The sequence below is a fragment of the Stenotrophomonas sp. YJH_SMC_69 genome, from assembly GCF_059370495.1.
On sequence record NZ_JCAFTS010000013.1, the window covers coordinates 13812 to 36164 of the forward strand.

A 22353-nucleotide genomic window follows, 5' to 3' on the forward strand; every position below is an offset into this window, starting at 1 on the left:
TGTTGGGTGTGGCGGGTGGGCCGTGCAGGGGACGCTGCAAGTACGTCCATGTAAGCTCGATGGCGCCATCCATGGCGCCAACGCCCCTGAACGGCCCACCCGCCACACCCCTGACAGTTTCAGGGCGCGGCCAGCCCACGGAGAAGAAAAAGAAGTTCAAGAGCAACAGCAACAGCAACAGCAAAAAGCGGCCGGTGGGCCGCTTTTGCTTTTGCTTCTGCCCTTCTTTTTTCTCTTGCGTGGGTGGACGCCGCAGAGATGCGTCCGAGGCTGGGGGCGGTGGGTTCGCGGGGGTGTCCGCGGCATGGATGCCGCGGCCAAGCCCCCAGGGATGGGTTCACGGCGTCCCCCGCGAACCCACCGTCCCCAGCCTAACCAGGGCTTTCCGCGATCAACCGTCCACCCACGAGGGGCTGCGCCGTTCGCGGGAACCTACTTCGCCGGCGACAACCACATGTCGATCACCGCGCTGAACACCTCCGTGCCCGCACGGTCGCGCACGCTCACCGTCACCGGCAGGGCATAGCCCTCGGCCGCGACGACAATCGGCTGTGCCGGCAACGCCACCGCCTGCAGCGTGCCACGTGCCTTGGCCAGGTACTGCACCTGCATCCCCTTCGGGATCCAGCGCATGCCCTTCGGCAGCGATGCATCGACCATCAACCCGGCGGTCAGTTCGGCCAGGTTGCACATCGCGATCGCGTGCACCGTGCCGATGTGGTTGCGCACCCTGCGGCGGTCGGCCAGCGTGCCTTCGCAGCGGCCGTGTTCCAGGCGGGTGATGCGTGGCGCGATGCTGGCGAAGTAGGGCGCCTTGAAGCACACCGCGCGCGAGAACAGCCAGGTGCCGGCGGGCCAGCGCTGCAGCCGGTGGTAAAGCGAGAGCAGGGGCGTGGACATGGTGGGTATTCCGGTCGGCGGATAAAGCGACGGCGGGCCGAGGCCCGCCGTCGAAGCAACGCGTGTCGCGGGCGATCAGGCTGCCTGCGAATGCGGGTCCTTGTGCTGGCGGTCGTAGTAGCTGGCCGCGCGCAGTTCGTGGGTGTCGAAGTCGTCCACGCTGATGGTGTCCAGGGTCAGCGTGCGCAGCTCTTCCAGCAGGCTGCGCTCATCCTGGGTGATCACGCCCTCGGCCACGGCTTCGTCCAGCTGCGCCTTGAAGTCCAGCGCCTCGATGCCCTTGCTCTTCAGCGCCTTCAGGAACTTGCGCTCCACCGGCTCGGCCATGATCGCCTTGCTCAGGTAGCTGTTGATACGGCCGCCCGGGTTGTTCTCGCACGGGGTCAGGAACACGCCACTGGCCAGACGGTCGCGGGCTTCATTCGGCGCCATCAGCAGGGCGGCGACACGACGGCTCAGGCGATCGCCCGGAGCCTCGGCACGACGGCCCAGCGGGAAGATCAGTGCCCACATCAGCCAGCCGATCGGACGGATCGGGAAGTTGCGCAGTGCGGCCGACAGCGACTCTTCGATCTTGTGCACGCTGTCATGGAAGGCCCAGGCCAGCAGCGGCTGGTCGGCCTGCGGTGCGCCTTCGTCGTGGTAGCGCTTGAGCATGGCGCTGGTCATGTAGACGTGGCTCAGCACATCGCCCAGGCGGCCGGACAGCGATTCCTTGAACTTCAGCTTGCCGCCGAGGGTCATCATCGAGATGTCGGCCATCAGCGCCAGGTTGGCCGAGTAGCGGTCCAGCTTGCGGAAGTAGCGGCGGGTATAGGCGTCGCCCGGGGCGGCACCGAAGCGCGCGCCGGTCAGGCCGAACCAGAACGAACGCACGGCATTGGAGATGCCGAAGCGGATGTGGCCGAACAGGCTGCGGTCGAAGTCCTGCAGGCCGGCGCGGGTATCCGGATCCTGCGCGGCCTTCATTTCCTTCAGCACCCACGGGTGGCACAGGATCGCACCCTGGCCGAAGATCAGCAGGCTGCGGGTCATGATGTTGGCGCCCTCCACGGTGATCGCGATCGGCGCGGCCTGCCAGCTGCGGCCAGCGAAGTTGCGCGGCCCCAGGATGATGCCCTTGCCGCCGATCACGTCCATCATGTCCGAGATCACTTCGCGACTCATGGTGGTGCAGTGGTACTTGGCGATCGCCGACGGCACCGACGGCACGTCGCCACGGTCAACCGCGGCGGCGGTGGCCTGCGACAGCGCACTGATCTTGTACGCCTTGCCGCCGATGCGGGCCAGCGCTTCTTCCACGCCCTCGAAGCGGCCGACCGACAGGCCGAACTGCTTGCGGATGCGCGCATAGGCGCCGGTCACCGCGGCACCGGCCTTGGCACCACCACTGGCGGTGGACGGCAGGGTGATCGAGCGGCCCACGGCCAGGCACTCGTTGAGCATGTTCCAGCCCTTGCCGGCCATCGCCGCGCCACCGATCAGCTGGGTCAGCGGAATGAACACGTCCTTGCCGCGGATCGGGCCGTTCTGGAACGTCGAGTTCAGCGGGAAGTGGCGACGGCCGATTTCAACGCCGGCGGTGTCGCGCGGCAGCAGGCCCAGGGTGATGCCGATGTCGCGGGTATCGCCGATCAGGCCATCCGGGTCGTACATGCGGAACGCCAGGCCGATCAGCGAAGCGACCGGGGCCAGGGTGATGTAGCGCTTGTCGAAGGTAAGCTTGACGCCGAGCACCTGCTCGCCGTTCCACTCGCCCTTGCAGACGATGCCGTAGTCCGGGATCGACGTGGCGTCGGAGCCGGCGAACGGACCGGTCAGGCCGAAGCAGGGCACTTCGCGGCCATCGGCCAGGCGCGGCAGGTACTGGTCCTTCTGTTCCTGGGTGCCGTAATGCACCAGCAGTTCACCCGGGCCCAGCGAGTTGGGCACGCCGACGGTGGAGCTGACCACCGAAGACACCGACGCCAGCTTCTGGATCACCTTGTGGTGGGCCAGTGCGGAGAAGCCCAGCCCGCCATATTCCTTCGGGATGATCATGCCGAAGAACTTGTTCTTCTTGATGAAGGCCCATAGTTCCGGCGGCAGGTCCGCATGGACATGGGTGATTTCCCAGTCGTTGACCATCGCGCACAGCTCTTCCACCGGGCCATCGAGGAAGGCCTGTTCCTCGGCGGTCAGCTGCGGCTTGGGATAGTTGAGCAGGATGTTCCAGTCCGGATCACCGGTGAACAGTTCGCCCTCGAAACCGACCGAACCGGTTTCCAGTGCGATGCGCTCGGTCTGCGACAGCGGCGGCAGCACCTTGCGGAACACCTTCATCATCGGGCCGGTCAGCAGCGGCTTGCGGATGAACGGCAGCAGCAGCGGCACGGCGATGACGGCCAACACGGCGGCCGCGACGATCGTGGCGGTCTGGTTGACGTAGGGAATGAACCAGCAGGCGGCCAGCAGGGCCACGCTGATCAGCGTCCAGGTAACCAGCCGCATGCGGTGGTAGGCGACGAACGCGCCTGCCAGCAGCAGGGCGAGGAAGGGAAGAACGATGCTCATGAGCGTGCTCCGGTGACGTGCTCGTTTGTGGCGGACGAAGCCGCAGCGTCCGCTGCGGGCAACACGTCCAGATAGTCCAACACAGTAGCGGTAAAGGCGTCGTTGTCATCGCCGGCGACCATATGGGTGGCCTGCGGCAGCTGCACATGGCGCGCATGCGGCGCCAACGCCAGGAACTCGGCCACGGTCTGCGGCGTGACCAGGTCGCTGCGTCCGCCGCTGACCAGCAGCAGCGGGCACTTCACCTGGCGCGCGGCCTCGGCCAGTGCGTCCTGGTGCTGTTCGCTGTCGCGGGCCAGTTCGGCCACCAGGCGCGGATCCCAGTGCCAGCGCCAGCGGCCGCGGCCGTCCTCGCGCAGCAGCGCACGCAGCGACTGCTCGGATTTGCGCGGACGGTGCGGCATGTACGCCGAGATCACGTCGGCGGCCTGGGCCAGCGAAGCGAAGCCGTCGGGATGGGCGGTCATGAAGGCGAGGATGCGCTCGACGCCGGCGGTATCCCAGCGCGGGGTGATGTCGACCAGCACCATCGCCGAGAACAGGCCGGGCCAGCGCGACTCGGCCAGCAGGCCGAACAGCCCGCCCATCGATGCGGCAACCAGTACCGGCGGGCGCGGCTGCTCGCCGGCCAGCACGATCAGGTCATCGGCGAACTGTTCGCCGTGATAGGGCAGGTTGGCGGCATTCCAGTCCGAATCGCCGTGGCCGCGGGCGTCGTAGGCCAGCGTCTGCAGGCCGGCGGCATTCAGTGCGCGGGCAGTGGCATTCCAGGCGTGGCGGGTCTGGCCGAAGCCATGCGCGAACAGCACCCGGCCGCGCCGGCCATGGTCGCTGGCGGTGGCTGCCAGGCGGGCGCCATGGGCGGCGTCCAGGCGCAGGTCATGGAACGCAGCGGGAGGTGGGGACTTAACCATACTTGCTAGTATGGATCGGTTCGGGGGGAAGTCAATACTGCACGGTATGGTGCGCTGCGGAAGTCCCCTGAATGGACCTCGCCTGGGAGGCTGCGACGGTTTCGACCGCAACCGCGTACTGCAACGAACCCCGGCGTATGGTTAAATCAGCCCATGAATCAACCTGACGCTTCCGCCGGCGAACCGCGCGCCGGCCGCAACAGCCGCCTGAGTGCCGAAGACTGGGCCCAGGCGGCCCTCGATCTGATTGCTGAACAAGGTGTCGGCGCCGTCGCGGTGGAGCCGCTGGCACGGCGGCTCGGCGTTACCAAGGGCAGTTTCTACTGGCATTTCCCTTCGCGCGATGCATTGCTGCAGGCGGCGCTGGAACGCTGGGAACTGTTCGAACAGGAACAGGTGTTCGGCAGCCTGGAAGACGTACCGGATCCGCGCGTGCGCCTGCGCCAGCTGTTCCAGATGGTGGCGCATGAAGTGCAGCCGCACATCATCTACAGCGAGCTGCTGAAGGCACTGGATCATCCGATGGTGCGGCCGGTGATCGACCGCGTCTCGCAGCGCCGCCTCGATTATCTGGTCGCCTCGTTCCGCCAGGCGGGCCTCAGCTCGACCGATGCGCGTCATCGGGCACGCCTTGCCTACGCCGCGTATGTCGGCTTCCTGCAGTTGTCGTTGCAGCTGCAGCAGCCCAAGCAGGCGCGCGAGGATTTCGAAGCGTACGTCGAGCATCTGATCGAGACGCTGATTCCGAACGGATGAGCACCCGGGAATGATGTTGAAGCAAGGCCGCGGCGACACCGCGGCCTTTTTTGTTGTGCCTGGCCAGCTGTTTCCATGCGACACAAAGAGCAACGGCCCCTTGCGGGGCCGTTGCTGCATCAGCTGATCAGAGTGCCGATCAGAACTTCTGCTTGTACTGCATGTACATGAAGCGACCGATGTCGTAGCCACCGTAGTAGGAGTACTGCGAGTTCGGCGCCGAGTACATCTGCGGGCCGTAATGATCGAACACGTTACGCGCGCCCACGGCGATGGTTGCATTCCACGGTGCGTTCCAGGAGACCTGGACGTCGTGGAAGGTGGTGGCGCCACGGCGGTTCATCGGCTGGTCGCGTGCCGGATCCGGCGAGCCGAAGTCAGGCAGGCTGCACTCGGTCGAGAAGTAGCACTGTTCCTTCACGCTGGAGAAGTAGCGCGTACCCCAGGTGATGCCCCAATCGCCGTATTCCCAGCCCAGCACCAGGTTCGAACGCAGGCGGAAGTTGCTGCTGAAGCCGTTGAGGATCGACACCGGCACCTGCTGCGCGTTGGTGGTCTTCAGCACGTTCTTGCTGACGTAGGTGTTCTGCAGGTTGGCGTTGAAGCTGCCCCAGCTGCTGGTTTCGAAGCGATAGGCCACATCGAAGTCGAAGCCTTCGGTTTCCTGGTAACCGGCATTACGTGGTGCGTAGGTCAGGTTGGTCACGATGCCACGGGTTGCGTCGCGGGTGAACGAGTTGCAGCGGTCGGCGATGCCGAGTACGTAGCAGTCGTTGAGCTGGGTGGTCGGATCGTCGGTGACGATGGTGTTGGTGATCTTGATGTTCCACCAGTCCAGGCTCATGTTCAGGCCCTGGGCAAAGGTCGGGCTCCACACCAGGCCGACGGTCTTGGACTTGGACTTTTCCGGAGTCAGGTTCGGGTTGGAGACGGCGTTGAACGGCACCGGGCTCTGCTCATCCTGACCTTCCGCCGGGACGTAACCCTGCTTCAGCTGGCGGAAATTCGGGGCCAGCGCGCCCAGAGCGGCGGCGCAACGCTGGGCGGTGGCCGGATCGCTGGCAGCCAGGCCGAAATCGGTATCGCACGGATCGGTGAAGTAGGCGAAGGTCTGCGAGCTGCCACCGTACAGATTATCGATGGTCGGTGCGCGGAAGCCCTCGGCATAGGTGGCACGCACCAGCAACTGGTCGATCGGCTTCCACTTCAGGCCGAACTTGTTGTTGGTGGTGTTGCCGAAGGTGTTGTACTTCGAGTAGCGCGATGCGGCGTTGAAGCTCAGTTCCTTGGCACCCGGCAGGTCGGCCAGGATCGGAACATTCAGCTCCAGATACACTTCGTTGACGTTGTAGCCACCACCGGTCGGGCCGGCCGCCAGATCGGTCGAGTAGCCCGACTGTGACAGCGCATCCGGGACGTAGGTGCCCTTGTCTTCGCGGTACTCGTAACCCAGCGCGAAGCCCAGGTCGCCGGCGGGCAGGGTGAACAGGCTGCCGGCGATGTTCGCGTAGTAGGTCTTGGTGGTGACTTCACCGGTGTTCTTGGTGGTCGGGAACAGGAACTGCTGCAGGGCAGGATTGCCGGTCAGGCCGCCGTCGCCGGTACGGCCGTACGGAATGGCCGGATTCCACGGAATGCAGCCGCCCGGGCCCGGGCCATAGATCGGGTTGGTGCCCGCGGCCAGGCCGGCGGCCGTGCCGCACTCGACGCGGCCGGTGGCCGGGTTGAGGAACGACGCGCCGGTGGCCTGGGTGACCGCCAGCATGTTGTAGTTGCCGGTCTGGGTCTGCAGGTTCTCCGAGTTCTGGTAGATGTAGCCGGCTTCCCAGTCGAAGTACTTGTCATTGAACTGGAAGCTGCCCTGCAGGGCGCCAGTGAAGCGGAAGGTGGTCAGCTTGTTGGTCGACAGGCGCGGCACTTCCCAGCCACGGCGGATGAAGCCCATGTCGGTGCCGAACGGGTTGTAGTAGCTGTCCTGCGAGAGCACCGTACCCAGCTGACGCTCATAGTCGGCCGACTGCAGCGGATAACCGGCGACCTGGGCCTGCGACTCGCGACGGGTGTACAGCAGGTCGGAGACGAAGCGGATGTTGTCGGTCAGGTCGTACTGTACGTTGGCGAACACCGAACGACGCTTGGTCGGCGTCAGCAGGTGCATCTGCTCGTTGGAGTTGCTGACGTCACCGGTGATCGGGGTGAGGTCGGTCTCGTGATAGGCGTTCGGATCGAACGGATTTCCACCACGGTTCAGCGTCAGCAACGGTGCATTCGGATCATTGACGTCATAGACCGCGCCCCACTGGCTGACCGGGGTCCAGCCGCGGTCCGGGTGGCGATCCGTGCGCTGCGACTTGCTGAACCAGCGATTCTTGGCCCAGACGGCCTTTTCTTCGGCGTATTCCGCACCGATGGTGACCGAACCACGATCACCGGTGAAGCCGGCCACGAAGTCGAAGCTGCTCTTCTGGCCGTCGCCTTCGCCGTACTGGCCGACGTAGGCGTTGGCTTCCAGGCCCTGGAAGTTCTTGCGGGTGATGATGTTGATCACGCCGGCGATCGCGTCGGAGCCGTAGATCGACGAGGCGCCGTCCTTCAGGACGTCGATGCGCTCGACGATGGCCGACGGGATCTGCGACACGTCCTGCAGGCCGCTGACGCTGGCGCCGAGGCGCTTGCCGTCGACCAGCACCAGGGTGCGTTCGGCGCCGAGGTTGCGCAGGTCGATGTAGAAGCCACCGACGGCTTCGCCGGAGGACAGCGGCTCGGAACGGCTGATGGCCGGGCTGCCAGCGGCAGAGATGTTCTGCAGGACGTCGGCAACTGTCTTGAAACCGCTCTTCTCGATCGAAGCGCGGCTGATGCTCAGAACGGGCTGGGCGGTTTCGGTATCGACCTGACGGATGCGCGAACCGGTGACCTCGATGCGGTCGAGGTTGGTGGCTTCCTGGGCGTGGGCCGTCGCGGTGGTGGCACCGGCGACAAGCGCGATCACAACTGCGTCACGCAGCTGGCTGGACTTGAGTTTCATTGGCTCTCTCTCTCCAAGAAATCTTGGCTGGGGTTAATGCCCGGCGGGGGAGCGAAAAAGCGCTCCCAAATCGCGAGGCTGACCCGATAGTAACGGGCGTTCGCCAAGAATTAAAGCTGTGTTAATCAAGCCTGTGATTTTGGTAAAGATGCACTTTTTCCATGCCACTCAATAGTTTACCGGCATGGTCAGGGCGCTCTGCCTCGTTTGTTAACGCAGAATGATGAAAAAAGTTTCGATTGAAATGTATCTCACTATGTCGGTGCGCAGCGTTTCATCGCCCAGCGGCGATACCGGTTACGCAAGTGCGCGGCAGGCTTGCACATGCAAAAGGCGCCTTTCGGCGCCTTTGGGAATATCGTTGCTGAGCCTGTTTACCGGGATCAGAGATCCTGTTCGTAACGCACATACGGCACGGTGCCGTCGTCGTTGCTTTCGTTGCGCGGGGAGAACGGATTCTTGCCGCGGCTGATCACATTCTCGGCGCCGACGGTGAGCTGGCCGGACCACGGGGTACGCCAGGTCAGGCCGATGCCCAGGCCTTCCCACTTGCCGGGCTTGCCCGGGACGTCGACCACGCGGCCGATGATGCTGCCGGTGAAGTTGCCGTAACCGGCGCCGATGCTCAGGCTCTTGCTGTCCCAGCGATCGACGATGGCCGGCGAGGCGTCGGCCAGCGGAACCAGGCGCGCCTTGGCGTAGGTACCGGCAATGGAGACGAAGCCTTCGCGACCGATGTTCTTCTGCGCGAACACGGTCAGATCGTTCTGCTCGGCACGCAGCGAGGGCGTCTTGTTCGGGCCCGACAACCAGGCGGGCAGGGTTTCACGGCCAGTGCCGGCGGTGATGCCCAGGCGGCTGTTGCCGCGGTTCAGCGCGGCGGTACCGCTGAAACGACGGCTGTTCAGATCATCCTCGTCGCCCAGGCTGGCCAGCATGCAATGGCTGGCCAGACCGCTGATGCTGGTGCCGCTGCTGCTGTTGCAGAGCAGGCCCAGCGAATCGCCGGAGGACAGGCCAAAGGCCGCGTCCAGCGAGTTGCGGCCGAAATGCCAGCGGGCGCCGGCCGCCTGTTCGCCGGTCGGCTCAAGGTACAGCAGCGCCTCGACCTTGCCGCTGCCCTTGTTCCAGACCGGCAGCACGGTGCGGGTGTCCTTGCTCTGCGCATGCACGCCCGTGATCGCGCCAAGGGCGATCAGCAGGGCCAGCGGTAGACGCAGGAAGGTACGCATCGGACCAGTTCAGACAGGGACAGACAACGGAAGTTCCCGTGGGGACGGGAACTCGATCCTAGGGTGTTTATGAATTCTTAACAAGCCTTGATCCTCCCCAGGTACAAGACTGCCGTTCACTGAAGTCGTTCAGGCGCCGGTACAGCCCCCTGGGCGCCGTGGAACAGTATGCCGAACTCCGTCAATGGAAAGTGATACTCGCGTCCGCAGAATTCGCAACGCACCTCGACGGCGCCAGTGTCCTCGGCGGCCGCTCGGGCCTCCTCTTCCCCCAGCGACTGCAGCATGCCGGCCACCCGCTCGCGCGAGCAGGAGCAGGCGAAGGAGAGCGGCTTTTCACCCAGCAGCTCCGGCCGCTCCTCGTGGAACAGGCGGTGCAGCAGCTGCTCGGCCGGGGTCGCCAGCAGTTCGGCCTTGCCCAGGGTCTCGAACAGGGCGCTGGCGCGCGCCCAGCCATCTTCGTCGCCTTCGTCGCCCGGCAGTTTCTGCAGCAGCAGGCCGGCGGCACCGTTGCGGTCGGCCGCCAGCAGCAGGCGGGTGGGCAGCTGCTCCGACTGGCGGAAGTAGTCCTCGAAGGCCTCGTCCAGTTCCGGCGCGGTCAGCGCGACCAGGCTCTGGTAGCGCTGCGGCTCGCGCGGGTCCAGGCCGGGGTTCTCGATGGTGATGGCGAGGATGGCGTCATCGCCGAGGCTGGACAGGTCACGCGGCGCGTCGGCGCCTTCGCTGAGCTGGGCGATGCCACGCAGGGTGCCGCCCGCGGTGCATTCGGCGAACAGGGTGCGCAGGGAAGTGCTGCTGCGCAGCTGCACTGACAGGCGGCCGTCGATCTTGGTGTGGCCGGTGAACAGGGCCGAGGCGACACAGGCCTCGCCGAGCAGCTCGGCAGCGGCGTCCGGGTACACGGCGTGGGACAGGATTTCCTGCCAGGTGGCCTGCAGGTGCACATGCACGCCGCGGACGCCGGCGTCGGGGAGCAGGAAACGGATCAGGGAATCGGAGTTGGCGGTCATCGGCTCACATCGCGCGTAAACGGGGGCGGTTGCCGGATAATGCGCCGACAACCAGACAGAAGAAGGATGCACCAGTAATGGGGGCAGCGGGAGAGCAGCACAAGGTAGTGGCGGAGGTGGCCGCGCCGCGCCGGCGGCGCTGGCGCTGGAGGCGGCTGCTGTGGCTGCCGGTGCTGCTGGCTGCTTTCAGCTGCCTGCAGGTGCTGGTGCTGCGGTTCATCGACCCGCCGGTGTCCACGGTGATGCTGTGGCGCTACGGCGAGGCGCTGGGCGAGGCGGACTGGTCCTATCGGCTGCATTACCAGTGGCGCGACCTCGACCAGATGGCGCCGAGCCTGCCGATCTCGCTGGTGGCGGCCGAGGACCAGCGCTTCCCCGACCACAATGGCTTCGATCTGCAGGCCATCGAAAAGGCCCGCGACCATAACGCCAGGGGAGGGCGCCTGCGTGGCGCCAGCACGATCAGCCAGCAGGTGGCCAAGAACCTGTTCCTGTGGCAGGGCCGCAGCTGGATCCGCAAGGGCCTGGAAGTCTGGTACACGGTGCTGATCGAGGCGCTGTGGCCGAAGGAGCGCATCCTGGAGATGTACGCCAACATCGCCGAGTTCGGTGATGGTGTGTACGGTGCGCAGGCGGCAGCCCAGAAATACTGGGGCAAGGACGCGGCCCGGTTGAGCCCGGCCGAGAGTGCGCGACTGGCGGCGGTACTGCCGGCACCGCGACGCTACAACGCGGCCGCACCGGGGCCGTATGTGCAGCGGCGCGCCGCATGGATCCAGCGCCAGGCGCGCCAGCTGGGAGGCGCGTCATACTTGTCGGAGGACTGAGGCAGGCGTGGCGTGAGCGGCGGGCGACGGGTCGTGCGCCTGGCCGGCAATGTACAATCCGGGCATGACCCGCGAACGGCTCACTTTTGTCATCGCCGCCTACAACGAGGCCCTGGCATTACCGCTGCTGCATCCACGGCTGTGCGCGGTGCTGGACGGCATGCCCGACATCGACGGCCACATCCTCTATGTGGATGACGGCAGTCATGACCGCACATGGGAGGTGATCGCGGGGTTGGCCCAGGCTGATGCGCGCGTCTCGGCGCTGAAGCTGTCGCGCAACTTCGGCAAGGAGGCGGCGCTGACCGCGGGCCTGGATCTGGTGCACGAGGGGGCAGCGATGATCCTCGATGCCGACGGCCAGGACCCGCCGGAGCTGGTGCCGCAATTCGTCGCGCGCTGGCGCGAGGGCCATGACAACGTCTACGGCACGCGCATGGCCCGCGATGGCGAGTCCTGGATCAAGCGCGCCACGGCAGCGATGTTCTACCGGGTGATGGGTCGCCTGTCGCGTACGCCGATTCCGGCTGATACCGGAGATTTCCGCCTGCTGTCCCCGCGCGCGCTGAGCGCCCTGCGCGGGATGCGTGAGCGCCACCGTTTCATGAAGGGGCTTTTCAGCTGGGTAGGCTTCAAGCGGATTGCCGTGCCCTATCACCGCCACGCGCGCGTGGCCGGCACCAGCAAATTCAGCCTGTGGCGGCTGTGGAATTTCGCCCTCGAAGGCATCACCGGCTTCTCGACTGTGCCGCTGCGGGCGGCCACCTACCTGGGACTGGCAACCGCCGCAGTCGCGTTCGTGTTCGGCCTGTGGGTGATCGTGAAGGCGGCGCTGTATGGCGACCGGGTGGCGGGTTGGCCGACGATGATGGCGGTGATCCTGTTCCTGGGGGGAGTGCAGTTGATCGCGCTGGGGCTGGTGGGAGAGTACCTGGGGCGGCTGTACGAAGAGTCCAAGCAGCGGCCGTTGTACCTGGTTGACGCGTGGCTAGCATCCGCCGTGGCAGACTCGGCCCTGCAACCCACCCTCGGAGGGCAGGCAGATGACGACGGTACGGCAGCTGTTGGATGGCAAGTCTCCTGAAGTACATGCGGTCGCGCCGGACGCGGCGGTGATCGATGCGATCCGGTTGATGGCGGAAAAGGGCATCGGTGCGGTACTGGTGATGGACGGGCCGCGGCTGGTCGGGATCCTGTCCGAGCGTGACTACGCGCGCAAGATCGTGCTGCGTGATCGTTCATCGCGCGATACCGCGGTGGCGGAGATCATGACGGCGCAGGTGGTGACGGTGTCGCCCGGTGAGCAGGTGGAGCATTGCCTGCAACTGGTGACCGACTACCGCATCCGCCATCTGCCGGTGGTGGAGGGCGCGCAGGTGCTGGGGGTGATCTCCATCGGTGACCTGGTGAAGTCGGTGATTGATGCGCAGCGGCGCGAGCTGGACCAGCTGCAGCAGTACATCGTGGCGGGGTGAGGTGTTCACCGGCGGGCCTGCGGCCCGCCGGCCCGCCAACAGCAAGTGCAGAAGCAGAAGCGGCGCCTTCCTGATACGTCGAAGAGGCGGAGGGCATGGGCGTGCAGGACACGCCGCAAGTACGTCCCTGTAGGCTCGATGGCGCCATCCATGGCGCCAACGGTCCTGCACGCCCATGCCCTCCGCCTCTGGAAACATTTCCGCGAGCGCGGTGCGTACATGCGCGGTGCCTCGCCTTTGGTAGCCGCCAACCTTGGTTGGCAACAGCTTTTGACTTTGCTTTTTTTTTTGACTTTGAATTTCCGCTCTCGTTCCGCGCGCGCAGGAAACTGTCAGGAGGGGGACGGGTGACGCAGGCAGGACCGTTGGCGCCATGGATGGCGCCATCGAGCCTACAGGGACGTACTTGCGGCGTGTCCTGCCTGCGTCACCCGTCCCCCTCAAGCCACCATCAATGCAGGCGCCGCGAACAACGCTGTAACCCTACTTCGCATACTGCCCCCCGCAGTCGGCATCCTTGCCCGGCCCCAGTTCGATGGTTGCCAGCAATGCCGCCGGCGGGGCGATGCTGCCCAGTGCCAGGGCCACCGCGCCGCGGATGCCCAGCGCCTTGAAGTCCGGGCGGAACGACGGGTCCTTGAAAGTGCCGGCGATGTGCAGTGGCGAGCGCAGCACCAGGATGCTCTTGTCCTTCGGGCGTGGCTTCAACAGCAGGTCCAGGCTCTCGTCGCGCAGGCTGACCGTGCCTTCGCCGATGAGGATCGTGTCGGTGGTATCCACCGCCAGCGCCTGGCTGGTCATCAGGCCGTCGCGCACGCCGAAGTCGGCGAAGGCGCAACGCAGGGGAATCTGCTTGTCGCCGGTCACCAGGAATTTCAGCGACTCGGTGATGTCCAGGCCGGCCAGTTCCATCACCAGGTTGCCGACATGGCCACGGCCCATTGCCAGGCCGACCTTGCCGCTGCTGCTGCCGAGCATCGCGGCGATCGAATTGCCGCGGCCACTCAGGTCCACCTCGCCGCCGATGCCGCCCTTGGCCTGTTCGGCCAGCTTGGCGTCGGGGAACAACTGGCCAAGCTGCACGCCGCGCACACTGGCCTTCAGCGCGGTACTGATCTGCGGCTGGCGCGCGTCCATGCGGATCGTGCTGCGGATGTCGCCGCCGGCGACGCCGAAGTTCAGTGGGTCCAGCCGCAGCACACCGTCATCCAGCAACAGGTGTGCATCCATGTCGTCCAATGGCAATGACGGCGCGTTGATGCGGTGGGCTTTCCAACGCACGTCGGCATCCATCGCACGCAGCTTGCCGAGGTTGTAGGGCGTGTCCGGCAACACACGCGCACGCGCGGCGACCCGTGCGGCCTCGGCCTTCTGCTCTGCATTGGCGGTTTCGCCGCCGCCGGTCTTCGGTGGCGCACCGACGAAGCCGGCCAGGTCATCGAAGTCCAGGCGTCTGGATTCCAGCGTGGCGGTCAGTCGCGGGCGCGCGCCTCCCACTTCGAACTGCAGGTTGCCACCGAGGTCGCTGTCGCCGACCTTGCCGGTGAACTGCTCGTAACGCCAGAGGTCGTGGTCACGCTTGAGCCGACCATTCAACGCGTAGGGCGGGGACGGCGGAATGGCGATGCCGGGCAAGGGGTAGAGGTCGGCCAGATCCTGGCCGCTGAGCGCGAACTGCAGGTCGAACACGCGCAGCTGGAAGGGATTGGTCAATGTGCCGCTGGCGACGGCGTGGGTGGCGCCAGCGCGACCGTCGAGGTGGATGCGGAACGGGTGGCCGCTGTCGGTCAGCTCCAGCGGTGATTCAGTACCACCGCGCAGGGTGAACGGATTGCCCCGCCAGCGTCCCTTGCCCTGCACCAGCAGCGGTGGCGCCGCGTCGGCCTGTTTCGGCTGGCCGCTGCGCACGTCCACGCGGATATCGGTGCGGCCGAGCGCATCGAGGAACTGCAGGCGACCGTCATCGACGCGCAGCCGTTTGAGCTGGGGGCTGTTCCCGCCGGCGCTGTCACCGAGGAAATCCCAGTTGCCCGGTTCGCCTTTGCGCGGGGCGGTTTCCAGCAGCACGTCCGGCCGGGTCAGGCGCACTTCGGGCAGCTGCACGCTGCCGCGCAGCAGGGGCCAGACCCGCACGTCGATCTCGACGCGGTCGGCGCTGGCCATATCGGGTTGTTTCGCCCAGCTGGCATTGGCGAAGGTGACCGCATCGGCGCGGATCGTGCTGGTGCGGCCGAGGTCGACATCAAGGTTCCCGATGTGCAGCACGCGGCCGGTGCGTGCCTGCACCGCGCGCTCCACCGGCCCCTTGAACCAGTTCCAGTCCCACAACGCGATCAGTACCAGGATCGCCGCCAGCAGGAAGATCAAGATCGTGAGCCAGCGCCGGCCTCGTGGGCCGGGGCGGCGGAGGCGCCAGCGGGGCGTGCGCTTTGCGGCAGGGGAGGCGGCAGCATTCACGCTGCCATGGTTGCCCCCTCTTCGTGGACAGGGCGCGAAGCGACCATGTGCATGGTGTGCACGCGCTGCCGTCGAGCGGCCGTTACAGCACCTGCATGGTGACCGCGACGAAGTGGCAGACGCTGCCGCCGATCACGAACAGGTGCCAGATGGCATGCGAGTACGGGATCGATTCACGGTGGTAGAAATAGGTCCCCAGCGTGTACGACAGGCCGCCGGCGAACAGCCAGGTGAGGGTGCCGCCATCGATCGAGGCCCACATCGGCTTGATCGCCACGACCACCAGCCAGCCCATGGCGATGTAGATCACCGTTGAGAGCACCTTGAAGCGGCCGGTGTAGAACAGCTTGAACACCACGCCGCCCAGCGCCAGCGCCCAGATCGCGGTGAACAGGCCCCAGCCCCACGGACCGCGCAGGCCGATCAGGGTGAACGGGGTATAGGTGCCCGCGATCAGCACATAGATCGCGCAATGGTCGAACACCTTCAACCGGCCCTTGGCGACCGGATGCTGGATGGCGTGGTACAGCGTGGAAGCGGTGTACAGCAGCAACAGCGCGATACCGAATACGATCGCGCTGGCCAGCTGCCAGCCGTCGCCGTAGATCGCCGCCAGGGTGATCAACACCGCGCTGGCGGCCAGGGCGAATACCGCGCCCAGGCCATGGGTCAGGGCGCTGGCGATTTCTTCACGGATCGAAGCAATGGACGTCGTGGACATGGCGTAGGCATTGTTCGCGGGGAGGGGGACCCGCACCCCCTTATCATCGCCGCGATGGGCGATGCGTGCACGCCTGTCACCGTATGGTGTGTGAATGCCTGCCTTGCCTTGGCTGGGGTCAGAGCCCTTTCCTGCCGGAAAGGGATCCGACCCCGTGGCATCAGCCTGCCGAAACGGTATGCGCCGCTTCGCGGGTGGCCGAGAAGCGCACGTCCGGCGAGCGTTCCTGGGCCAGCTGCAGGTTGACCCGGGTCGGCGCCAGGTAGACCAGGTGCCCGGCGGCATCCAGCGCCAGGTTCAGCGCGTTCTTCTCGCGGAACTCTTCCAGCTTCTTCTCGTTGCTGCAGTGGACCCAGCGCGCAGTGGTCACGCTCACCGGCTCGAAGGTGGCTTCCACGCCGTACTCGTCCTTCAGGCGGTAGGCGGCCACGTCGAACTGCAGCACGCCGACCGCACCCAGGATCAGGTCGTTGCTGGTGAGCGGGCGGAAGAACTGGGTCGCGCCTTCCTCGGACAGCTGGGCCAGGCCCTTCTGCAGCTGCTTGAGCTTGAGCGGATCGCGCAGGCGGGCGCGGCGGAACAGTTCCGGGGCGAAGTTGGGGATCCCGGTGAAGGTGACCGCTTCGCCTTCGGTGAAGGTATCGCCAATGGAGATGGTGCCGTGGTTGTGGATGCCGATAACATCGCCCGGCCAGGCTTCGGCGGCGATCTCACGGTCGCTGGCCATGAAGGTCAGCGCGTTGGCCAGCTTCATTTCCTTGCCGGTACGCACGTGGAAGGTCTTCATGCCGGCGCTGAAGCGGCCCGAGCAGACCCGCATGAAGGCCACGCGGTCGCGGTGCTGCGGGTCCATGTTGGCCTGGATCTTGAACACGAAGCCGGTCAGCTTGTTTTCTTCCGGGGCGATCTCGCGGCCGGTGGTGGAGCGCGCCTGCGGTGCGGGTGCGTGTTCGACGAAGAAGTCCAGCAGCGGCTGCACGCCGAAGTTGTTGACGCCCGAGCCGAAGAACACCGGCGTCTGCTTGCCCTCGCGGTAGGCCTGCAGGTCGAACGGGTGGCTGGCGCCCTGCACCAGTTCCAGCTCGTCGCGCAGGTCGGCCAGCATCTGTGCACCGATCTTCTCGGCCAGGCCGGGAGCATCGATGGACGGGAAAATGGTCGAGTCCTGGCGGGTGAAGTTGCGGCCCGGTTCGTACAGGTGCACTTCGCCGGTCAGCAGGTGGACCACGCCCTTCAGGCGCTGGCCCATGCCGATCGGCCAGGTGACCGGCGCGCACTGGATGCCGAGCACGGTTTCCACTTCATCCAGCAGCTCGATCGGGTCCTTGCCCTCGCGGTCGAGCTTGTTGATGAAGGTCATGATCGGGGTGTCGCGCAGGCGGCACACTTCCATCAGCTTGATGGTGCGCTCTTCCACGCCCTTGGCCACGTCGATCACCATCAGCGCCGAGTCCACCGCGGTCAGCACGCGGTAGGTGTCTTCGCCGAAGTCGGCGTGGCCGGGGGTGTCGAGCAGGTTGACGATCTTGCCTTCATACGGGAACTGCATCACCGAGGAGGTGACGGAGATGCCGCGCTCCTTTTCCAGCGCCATCCAGTCGGAGGTGGCGTGGCGGGCAGCCTTGCGGCCCTTGACCGAACCGGCCATCTGGATCGCGCCCCCGAACAGCAGCAGCTTTTCGGTCAGCGTGGTCTTGCCGGCGTCAGGGTGGGAAATGATGGCGAAGGTGCGGCGACGCGACGCTTCGTTGGCGACTTCGGACATGGCAGTGGCGCCCGCCCGGGGCGCTTTTCAAAGAGATAAGCGCCCGATTATACCGGCCGGGGGCGGTCAGCGCCCGGTACCGCCTTCGGCCTCGCCCTGGCGGGCGAACTGCAGCTGGCCCTGCTCGGCGAAGATGCGCACCGGCACCGAGCGCAGGCCCATGCCGCGATTGACCTGCACCACGAAGTGCAGGTGCGGGGCACTGCTGTAGCCGCTGTTGCCAGACAGGCCGATCGGCTGTCCGGCCCCTATCGCCTGGCCACGACGCACGCGCATGCCGCCGGCCTGCAGGTGGCCGTACAGCGCCATGCTGCCGTCGCTGTGCAGCACGCGGATGAAGTTGGCGCGGGCACCATCGCGTTCGCGGTCCTGGCCGTTGCCACGGAAGCCATCCTGGATCTGCATCACCGTACCCTCGCGCGCGGCCAGCACCAGGGTGCCCTCCGGCAGTGCGAAGTCGACCGCGTCGCGGTTCTCCTCGTCGTCATGGCTGAATCGTCCCTGCGGCGCCTGGTCCACGCGCAGGCGCGCCGCATCGAATGGCAGGCGGTAGGCGACATCTTCGGCCTGTGCGGCCGGGTTGCCCGGCACCGACTGCAGGCGCAGATCCAGCATGCGGCCATCGATCGGGGCGGGCAGGTGGCCGACTACCAGGCTGCTGTCGCCCTGGATCAGCGACTCGACCGGGAGGCCTTCGACCGGGTGCCCGGGGGCGGCGCGCAGCTGGATCTGCAGCGGCCCTGCCAGCCCGTTGTCGATCCGGGCCTGCCATTGCGTACCGACCGGCTGCAGGCGCAATTGGGCCATGGGGGCGGCGCCCTCGGCACTGCCTGCGCGGGTGGCCGGGGCGGAAGGGGGAGCCAGTCCCCAGCCCTGGCGCCAGTCGCCGGCGTGTGCGGTCGCGCTCGCCAGCAGAGGCAGCAGCAGGCAGGACAGGGGCAGGCGCGACATCGGCGTTTCCAGCGGAATGGACCGCCCGGACTGTACCCGATCCTGAACAGGGCGACCGGGACGGCCTTCGCATAGCTGCCCCAAGAATATTCATCGCTTTATCCGCATGAAGGGATTGACAGTGCCGGAAAGGGCTGGCATCGTGGCCCCACCATCGAGACCGGCAGAGGGACAGGCCCTTTGAAGCCGGGGCAGCCCGCAGGCGCGCAAGCGTCTGCGTAGGTGCCAAATCCTGCGGGGACCGTGGCGTCCACCGAAAGATGGTTCGAACCATGCACCACACGTGCATCTCGAACGCGGGCCCCGCGAAGGCTCGATGGCCGATTCCCCAACCGGATCCCGCCATGAGCTTCGCCGCCAGTACCGCCATTCGCCCCGAACCCTTTGTCCCCGTCAGCGTGCCGGTCGAAGACCGCGTGCATGCCGAGCGCGGTGAGTTCGCCGCGGTGCTGTCGATGCGCCACGCCGGCCCCAGCCCGGTGCGCCTGCGCTATGAGTGGGTCGGTCCGGCCAATGCACCGGTGGTGGTGCTGGCCGGCGGCATTTCCGCCCATCGCCACGTGGCGTCCAACACGCAGTTCCGCGAGAAGGGCTGGGCCGAAGACCTGGTGGGCAGCGGCCGCGCGCTGGATCCGCAGCAGCTGCGCGTGCTGGCCTTCGACTTCATCGGCGCCGACGGTGCACTGGATGTGCCGATCGATACCGCCGACCAGGCCGATGCCTTGGCGCTGCTGCTGGACCATCTCGGCATCCGCACGCTGAAGGCCTTCGTTGGCTATTCGTATGGCGCGCTGGTCGGCCAGCAGTTCGCGATCCGTCATCGTGCCCGCGTGCGCCAGCTGGTGCTGGCCAGCGGTGCGCACCGACCGCATCCGTATGCCGCCGCCTGGCGCGCATTGCAGCGCCGCGCGGTCGCGCTGGGCCAGCTGCAGTGCGGCGAAGACCACGGCCTGGCCCTGGCCCGGCAGTTCGCCATGCTCAGCTACCGCACCCCGGAAGAGTTCGGCGAGCGCTTTGATGCTGCGCCGGAGGTCATCAATGGCCGCGTGCGCGTGGCTGCCGAAGACTATCTCGACGCGGCCGGTGCGCAGTACGTCGCGCGCACGCCAGTGACCGCTTACCTGCGCCTGTCCGAATCAATCGACCTGCACCGCGTCGATCCCACCGCGATCCTGCCGCCGACCGTGGTGGTGGCCGTGGAGGGCGACCGCCTGGTGCCGCTGGCCGACCTGGTCGGCCTGGTCGAAGGGCTGGGCCCGCGCGGCAGCCTGCGCGTGCTGCGCTCGCCCTATGGCCACGATGCCTTCCTCAAAGAAACCGATCGCATCGATGCGATCCTCGCCACCGCCTTCCGCACTTCTGGAGAGTCCGCATGAGCCTGCACGCCAACGAGCCGTCCTGTAGTCGTACCACTGCCGCCGTCCGTGCCGGCATCGATCGGGACACCGCGCATGGCGCGGTCACGCCGCCGATCGTGCTGTCGTCGAACTTCAGTTTTGAAGGCTTCGGCAACAAGCGCCAGTACGATTACACGCGCAGTGGCAACCCGACCCGCGACCTGCTGGGTGAAGCGCTGGCCGAACTGGAAGGCGGCGCCGGCGGCGTCATCACCGCGACCGGCATGGGCGCGATCAACCTGGTGCTGAACGCGCTGCTGCAGCCGGGCGACACCCTGGTGGTGCCGCACGATGCCTACGGCGGCAGCTGGCGGCTGTTCAACGCGTTGGCAAAGAAGGGGCACTTCGAACTGGTCACCGCCGACCTGACCGATCCGCGAGCGCTGGCGCAGGCGCTGGCCACGCAGCCAAAGCTGGTGCTGGTGGAAACCCCGTCCAACCCGCTGCTGCGCATCACCGACCTGCGCTTCGTCATTGATGCCGCGCACAAGGCCGGTGCCCTCGTGGTGGTCGACAACACCTTCCTGTCACCGGCGCTGCAGCAGCCGCTGTCGTTTGGTGCGGACCTGGTGCTGCATTCCACCACCAAGTACATCAATGGCCACAGCGATGTGGTGGGTGGGGCGGTGGTCGCGCGCGATCCGGCGCTGCACGAGCAGCTGGTGTGGTGGGGCAACGCGCTGGGCCTGACCGGTTCGCCGTTCGATGCCTTCCTGACCCTGCGCGGCCTGCGCACGCTGGATGCGCGCCTGCGCGTGCACCAGGAAAACACGGCGTCGATCGTTGCCCTGCTGGACCAGCATCCGGCGGTCGGCGCGGTGTACTACCCGGGCCTGGCCGATCACCCGGGCCACGCCATCGCCGCGCGCCAGCAGAATGGCTTCGGCGCGATGCTGTCATTCGAACTGGCGCACTGCGCCGGTGATGATCCGCATGCGGCGGTGCGTGCATTTGTGGACGGGCTACGCTGTTTCACCCTGGCCGAATCGCTGGGCGGCGTCGAAAGCCTGATCGCACATCCGGCCACGATGACTCATGCGGCGATGACCGCCGAAGCGCGTGCAGCCGCCGGCATCAGCGAAGGGCTGCTGCGCCTGTCGGTCGGCATCGAGGCCGAGCGTGACCTGCTGGCCGATCTCGGCGCCGCGCTGCAGCGCGCCGAAGCGGTGATCGATGCGGCCGCCCGCCGCAAACAGGTGGTGGACGCATGAGCGCACTCGCCGCTGACATTCCTGCGCTGGGGGCGGGACGCCTGGCGCTGCTCGGTACGGGCACGGTCGGTTCGGCCTTCGTACAGCGCTACCAGGCGCTGCAGGCACGCGGGTTGGAACTGCCCAGCGTGCAATGGCTGGCCAACTCGCGCACCGCGCTGGAGATCGATCGCGACCTGGCGCTGCCCTTGGAACTGGCACGTCGAGCCCCCCGCGATGGCCACAGTTCGCCACCATGGGCGAGCGCCGAAGGGCTGGAGCGTGGCGACGTGGTGGTCGATGCCACGGCCAGTGAAGACGTGGCCGCCCGTCACGTGCAATGGCTGGCGCGCGGCGTGCATGTGGTGACCGCCAACAAGCTGGGCCGGGGCGCGCAGCTCGCCCGCGCGCAGGCCATTGCCGAAAGCTGTGCCGACAGTGGCGCGCGTTATGGCGACAGTGCCACCGTTGGTGCCGGGCTGCCGCTGTTGAGCAGCCTGCGCGCGCTGGTGGCCGGTGGCGATCACATCCATGCCATCGAGGGCGTGCTGTCCGGCTCGCTGGCGTGGCTGTTCCATCGCTATGACGGCCAGTCGCCGTTCTCGGCGGCGGTGCGCGAGGCGCTGGCGGCCGGTTATACCGAGCCAGACCCGCGTCTGGACCTGTCCGGCGAGGACGTGCGCCGCAAGCTGCTGATCCTGGCGCGCAGCAGCGGGCTGGCGCTGGATGCGTCGCAGGTACAGGTGGATTCACTGGTGCCTGAAGCGCTGGCAGCGTTGCCGCTGGAGGATGCCGTGGCTGCCTTGGAGCAGCTGGATGCGCCGCTGCAGGCGCGTTGGCAGCAGGCACGTGACAACGGCCGCGTGCTGCGTTTCGTTGGCCGTGTTGACAGCGAAGGTGCGCAGGTGGGCCTGCGCGAACTGCCGGCCGATCATCCGCTGGCGCAGGGTGCCGGCACCGACAACCGCGTGGCCATCCACAGCGATCGCTACCGCCACCAACCCTTGTTGATCCAGGGACCGGGTGCCGGCGCGGAAGTCACTGCGGCTGCGTTGCTGGATGACGTGCTGCGGATCGTGGGTTGATCGCATTGTTCCTGTAGCGCCGAGCCCACGCTCGGCTGCTCCTGACAGAACCCCGGTCCTGCCGCACGAGCCGAGCGTGGGCTCGGCTCTAC

The 22353-nt window shown here is 66.7% G+C and carries 17 protein-coding genes and 1 riboswitch; of the genes, 7 read left to right on the plus strand and 10 right to left on the minus strand.

Annotated features, from left to right (window positions below):
• Positions 1-432: 432 nt before the first annotated feature.
• The 3 genes from AC5P8F_RS18370 to AC5P8F_RS18380 form a co-directional block, all read right to left on the minus strand.
• On the minus strand, positions 433-900 hold the full coding sequence (locus AC5P8F_RS18370) for a hotdog fold domain-containing protein (protein ID WP_014648075.1): 468 nt from the start codon (positions 898-900) through the stop codon (positions 433-435).
• 75 nt (positions 901-975) lie between these two features.
• Positions 976-3453: an acyl-CoA dehydrogenase gene (locus AC5P8F_RS18375; RefSeq protein ID WP_014648074.1), complete on the minus strand. Its 2478-nt coding sequence runs from the start codon at positions 3451-3453 to the stop codon at positions 976-978.
• A complete protein-coding gene (locus tag AC5P8F_RS18380) occupies positions 3450-4367 on the minus strand; it encodes an alpha/beta fold hydrolase (RefSeq protein WP_262093003.1) in 918 nt (305 codons plus the stop codon). The genes AC5P8F_RS18375 and AC5P8F_RS18380 overlap by 4 nt, the downstream gene beginning before the upstream one ends.
• A 153-nt stretch (positions 4368-4520) precedes the next feature.
• Between AC5P8F_RS18380 and AC5P8F_RS18385 the strand changes: the two genes are divergently transcribed.
• On the plus strand, positions 4521-5123 hold the full coding sequence (locus AC5P8F_RS18385) for a TetR/AcrR family transcriptional regulator (protein ID WP_005418411.1): 603 nt from the start codon (positions 4521-4523) through the stop codon (positions 5121-5123).
• Between the two features lie 139 nt (positions 5124-5262).
• Here the strand turns inward: AC5P8F_RS18385 and AC5P8F_RS18390 are convergent, their stop codons facing one another.
• From AC5P8F_RS18390 to hslO, 3 genes are all read right to left on the minus strand, one after another.
• Positions 5263-8151 carry a TonB-dependent receptor plug domain-containing protein gene (locus tag AC5P8F_RS18390; RefSeq protein ID WP_053496147.1) on the minus strand — a complete coding sequence of 963 codons (2889 nt, stop codon included), beginning with the start codon at positions 8149-8151 and terminating at the stop codon, positions 5263-5265.
• Positions 8152-8534: 383 nt separating this feature from the next.
• Positions 8535-9383, minus strand: a complete 849-nt coding sequence (locus AC5P8F_RS18395) for an XOO1806 family protein (protein WP_014648071.1) — start codon at positions 9381-9383, stop codon at positions 8535-8537.
• Between the two features lie 116 nt (positions 9384-9499).
• Positions 9500-10393, minus strand: a complete 894-nt coding sequence (gene hslO, locus AC5P8F_RS18400; RefSeq protein ID WP_049441306.1) for an Hsp33 family molecular chaperone HslO — start codon at positions 10391-10393, stop codon at positions 9500-9502.
• A gap of 77 nt (positions 10394-10470) precedes the next feature.
• Between hslO and mtgA the strand changes: the two genes are divergently transcribed.
• The 3 genes from mtgA to AC5P8F_RS18415 all read left to right on the plus strand — a co-directional run bounded on the left by mtgA (position 10471) and on the right by AC5P8F_RS18415 (position 12695).
• Entirely contained in the window at positions 10471-11220 is a 750-nt protein-coding gene (mtgA, locus tag AC5P8F_RS18405; RefSeq protein WP_049441304.1) for a monofunctional biosynthetic peptidoglycan transglycosylase, read from the plus strand.
• 64 nt (positions 11221-11284) lie between these two features.
• Positions 11285-12304 (plus strand): glycosyltransferase family 2 protein, encoded by a 1020-nt coding sequence (locus tag AC5P8F_RS18410; RefSeq protein WP_049441325.1) that lies wholly within the window; start codon positions 11285-11287, stop codon positions 12302-12304.
• A complete protein-coding gene (locus tag AC5P8F_RS18415) occupies positions 12264-12695 on the plus strand; it encodes a CBS domain-containing protein (RefSeq protein ID WP_012511858.1) in 432 nt (143 codons plus the stop codon). Before AC5P8F_RS18410 ends, AC5P8F_RS18415 begins: the two co-directional genes overlap by 41 nt.
• Positions 12696-13178: 483 nt before the next feature.
• On the opposite strand, the gene AC5P8F_RS18420 is transcribed toward AC5P8F_RS18415, so the two are convergent.
• The 4 genes from AC5P8F_RS18420 to AC5P8F_RS18435 all read right to left on the minus strand — a co-directional run bounded on the left by AC5P8F_RS18420 (position 13179) and on the right by AC5P8F_RS18435 (position 18589).
• Complete coding sequence (locus AC5P8F_RS18420; protein WP_495228712.1) at positions 13179-15152, minus strand: AsmA family protein; 1974 nt, start codon at positions 15150-15152, stop codon at positions 13179-13181.
• An 82-nt stretch (positions 15153-15234) separates the two neighbouring features.
• On the minus strand, positions 15235-15873 hold the full coding sequence (gene trhA / locus AC5P8F_RS18425; protein ID WP_005410682.1) for a PAQR family membrane homeostasis protein TrhA: 639 nt from the start codon (positions 15871-15873) through the stop codon (positions 15235-15237).
• A 160-nt stretch (positions 15874-16033) separates the two neighbouring features.
• A complete protein-coding gene (locus AC5P8F_RS18430) occupies positions 16034-17638 on the minus strand; it encodes a peptide chain release factor 3 (RefSeq protein ID WP_014648065.1) in 1605 nt (534 codons plus the stop codon).
• Between the two features lie 66 nt (positions 17639-17704).
• Positions 17705-18589 carry a M23 family metallopeptidase gene (locus AC5P8F_RS18435; protein WP_046432023.1) on the minus strand — a complete coding sequence of 295 codons (885 nt, stop codon included), beginning with the start codon at positions 18587-18589 and terminating at the stop codon, positions 17705-17707.
• 148 nt (positions 18590-18737) lie between these two features.
• Positions 18738-18856: riboswitch (SAM riboswitch) on the plus strand.
• 77 nt (positions 18857-18933) lie between these two features.
• On the opposite strand from AC5P8F_RS18435, the gene metX reads away from it, so the two are divergent.
• The 3 genes from metX to AC5P8F_RS18450 are packed head-to-tail and all read left to right on the plus strand — an operon-like array spanning position 18934 to position 22261.
• Positions 18934-19965, plus strand: a complete 1032-nt coding sequence (gene metX, locus AC5P8F_RS18440) for a homoserine O-succinyltransferase MetX (protein WP_014648063.1) — start codon at positions 18934-18936, stop codon at positions 19963-19965.
• The gene (locus tag AC5P8F_RS18445) at positions 19962-21197 is read left to right on the plus strand and encodes an O-succinylhomoserine (thiol)-lyase (RefSeq protein WP_046432019.1); all 1236 of its coding nucleotides are present in this window, start codon (positions 19962-19964) and stop codon (positions 21195-21197) included. The genes metX and AC5P8F_RS18445 overlap by 4 nt, the downstream gene beginning before the upstream one ends.
• Positions 21194-22261 carry a homoserine dehydrogenase family protein gene (locus tag AC5P8F_RS18450; protein WP_014648061.1) on the plus strand — a complete coding sequence of 356 codons (1068 nt, stop codon included), beginning with the start codon at positions 21194-21196 and terminating at the stop codon, positions 22259-22261. Before AC5P8F_RS18445 ends, AC5P8F_RS18450 begins: the two co-directional genes overlap by 4 nt.
• The last annotated feature ends 92 nt before the right edge of the window (positions 22262-22353 follow it).